General features: G+C 61.3%; 4 protein-coding genes. 1 reads left to right on the forward strand and 3 read right to left on the reverse strand.

Going from position 1 to position 2,549, the window contains the following annotated elements; all coding sequences use genetic code 11:
* Both ACXJKR_RS29530 and ACXJKR_RS29535 read right to left on the reverse strand, forming a co-directional pair.
* Nucleotides 1-195 (reverse strand): hypothetical protein (locus ACXJKR_RS29530; protein WP_457320828.1); only part of this gene is annotated, 195 nt, incomplete at its 3' end.
* Nucleotides 196-290: 95 nt separating this feature from the next.
* Nucleotides 291-566: a hypothetical protein gene (locus ACXJKR_RS29535; RefSeq protein ID WP_457325876.1), complete on the reverse strand. Its 276-nt coding sequence runs from the start codon at nucleotides 564-566 to the stop codon at nucleotides 291-293.
* 147 nt (nucleotides 567-713) lie between these two features.
* Here ACXJKR_RS29535 and ACXJKR_RS29540 point away from each other — a divergent pair, with 147 nt between their 5' ends.
* Complete coding sequence (locus ACXJKR_RS29540) at nucleotides 714-1,796, forward strand: IS110 family RNA-guided transposase (RefSeq protein WP_457325878.1); 1,083 nt, start codon at nucleotides 714-716, stop codon at nucleotides 1,794-1,796.
* A 302-nt stretch (nucleotides 1,797-2,098) separates the two neighbouring features.
* Here the strand turns inward: ACXJKR_RS29540 and ACXJKR_RS29545 are convergent, their stop codons facing one another.
* A complete protein-coding gene (locus ACXJKR_RS29545) occupies nucleotides 2,099-2,410 on the reverse strand; it encodes a hypothetical protein (protein WP_457325879.1) in 312 nt (103 codons plus the stop codon).
* Nucleotides 2,411-2,549: the final 139 nt, after the last annotated feature.

Below are 2,549 nucleotides of genomic sequence, written 5' to 3' on the forward strand. Positions count from 1 at the left end.
CTCATTGGGAGGCAACGTCCGATTCTTGAACCGCAGCTCTGCACAGCCGCCAAGCGACACGAACTCTCGATAGCTCGCGGGGAAGCGGAATTCAAGTGCGGCTTCGGCTGCGGCCAACTCCTGAGTGAGGACTTCGGGCACGCCTTCGTCACGAGCCGACGCGCCTGTGCTCAAAATCTTCTCGATCTCAGTCATGGGTCCGGTGACGCTCAACGTTTGAATTCAGCCGACCGGCCGGCGTAGCCGGCCAGGGTCGGCTGCAATGAAAGGTTGGACGTCATCCGCGCAATTCATTTCAAAGCGCGGCGAAGGACTTGATTGAGCAAGGGAAGGTGCATCTCGGTGATATTCGGATTGAATCTGAATTCTTCGATTTTCTGCAGCTCCGCCAAATACCTATCCCAGAAGGAGTTCCACTTCTTTACCTTTCGAGGAGCAGGCACGTGGAGCTTCCAATGAACTCGAATACTCTCTTGCCCGCAATGTGGGCAATGGAAATTCGGCACATTTTGATCTTTGCGCTGCAACTTCCGGCATTGCAGGCAGGCAAACGTACGGTTGCTCATGACGTTCAACGKTTGAGCTCAGCCACGGCCGGAGGCCGTCGGCTGGAGCGAATACGAAGGGACTTCCCACCTTCTGGCCCACGGCGTCGAGGCGCCAAGATTGATGGTGCGAATCGTCAATCTGCAGCCATGTGAAAGGGGAAGTCCATGAACGAGATTACCCGAGTCGGGGTCGATCTGGCCAAGCGCGTGATCCAGGTCCACGCCGTTGATGCGGCAGGTCGCGTCGTGGTGGCCAAGGCGCTGCCCGCCGACAAGTTCGCCGCCTGGTGCGTGCAGTTGCCGGCGGGCTGCCTCGTGGCCATGGAAGCCTGCGGCGGCGCCCACCACTGGGCACGCAAGCTGCGCGGCTTCGGCCTGGATGCGCGGCTCATCGCCGGCCACTTCGTCACGCCCTACCGCATGGCCGGCAAGGGCGGCAAGAACGACGCCGCTGACGCCGCCGCGATCTGCGAGGCCGCCGGCCGCCCGCACATGCGCTTCGTCCCCGTAAAGACGCCCGCCCAGCAGGCCCTGCTGGCCATCCACCGGCTGCGCGAGGGCTACAAGGAAGACCGCACCGCCTGCATCAACCGCATTCGCGGCCTGCTCACCGAGTTCGGCATCGTCTTCGCGCAAAGCCCCGACGCTCTGCGCCTGGGCCTGGCCGACGTGCTGGAAGACGCCAGCAACGAGTTACCCGGCATCGCCCGGCTGGCGCTGCAGGAGGCACGGCTGCACTGGGTCGAGCTGGAATGCCACATCGCCAGTTGCGACGAACGCATCACCGCGCACGTGCGTTCGGACCAACAAGCCAAGATGGCCGCCCAGCTCAGCGGCATCGGTCCCGTGACCGCGTCCGCGCTGGTCGCCACCGTGGGCGACTTCAGGCAGTTCAAGAACGGCGCGCAGTTTGGTTCCTGGCTGGGCCTGGTGCCCCGGCAGAACTCCAGTGGTGGCAAAACGGTGCTGGGGCGCATCACCAAACGCGGCGACGACTACCTGCGCACGCTGCTGATCCAGGGCGCCAAGTCGGCCGTGATGACGGCGCACAAACGCACGGACAAGATCTCGCAGTGGCTGGTGCAACTGCTCGCCCGCGTGGGCTGGCAGAAGGCGGTGGTGGCGCTGGCCAACAAGAACGCGCGCATCGTCTGGGCGCTGCTGGCCAAGGATCGCGTGTTCGATCCGAACTACGTGTCGATCAAGCCTGGGGCAGCGCCCGCAATACCTGGCACCGCCACGGTCTGAAACGCCCCCCTCAACCCATAAGTTCTTCCCGTAGACCTGCGTTCGAAGATGCAATTCACAGGTCAGACCGGCAGCAGGCAAGCTCGACTAACCCTGTGCCGCGCCCATGGTGGCGACGGCGGCGAATGAATGGAGCCCTGCTGAGCGGTTGGTATCTGGGCCCGCACCGACCACGAGTGCAACAAGGCCGCCTGTAGATGTGCAGTCTGTTCTCTGTGGCGCTGCATCGAACCCGAACTCAGGTCTTGCTGGGAAAACAGCAAAGGCAAGTATCGAAAGCAGCCAATACCGAACCGGTTGATTTACCGGGAAGTCCCTGTAGAGTGGTTAGATTTCGGGCCGAAGACGCGTTTATGCCAATACATCTTTGGCGAGGTGAACCATCCCTCGTTCTGCGCGTTCTTGAACTGCGCAAGCTGTGCCATGGGAATGTTGTAGCGCCAAAAGAGCGCCAGGAGGTCGCGTAGTGACTCTTCCGAGATTCGCTTGGATCGAATGAGCAGCGTGTCCTGCTCCCAATTGACCACAGATCTAATCTCTCGTGCCCAATGGAATAGATGCTTTTCGTCGAGCTGAGAGCCGAAGCGCACACCTGAGCAGTCGAGGTAGACCATGGAGAAATCTAACGTTTGAATTCAGCCGACCGGCCGGCGTAGCCGGCCAGGGTCGGCTGCAATGAAAGGTTGGACGTCATCCGCGCAATTCATTTCAAAGCGCGGCGAAGGACTTGATTGAGCAAGGGAAGGTGCATCT

It is taken from the genome of Roseateles sp. P5_E11, assembly GCF_054049355.1.

Bases quoted from the DNA above. Each gene is read 5' to 3' on its own strand.
- ACXJKR_RS29535 (WP_457325876.1), bottom strand. From the start codon at position 566: ATGAGCAACCGTACGTTTGCCTGCCTGCAATGCCGGAAGTTGCAGCGC.
- ACXJKR_RS29540 (WP_457325878.1), top strand. From the start codon at position 714: ATGAACGAGATTACCCGAGTCGGGGTCGATCTGGCCAAGCGCGTGATC.
- ACXJKR_RS29545 (WP_457325879.1), bottom strand. From the start codon at position 2,410: ATGGTCTACCTCGACTGCTCAGGTGTGCGCTTCGGCTCTCAGCTCGAC.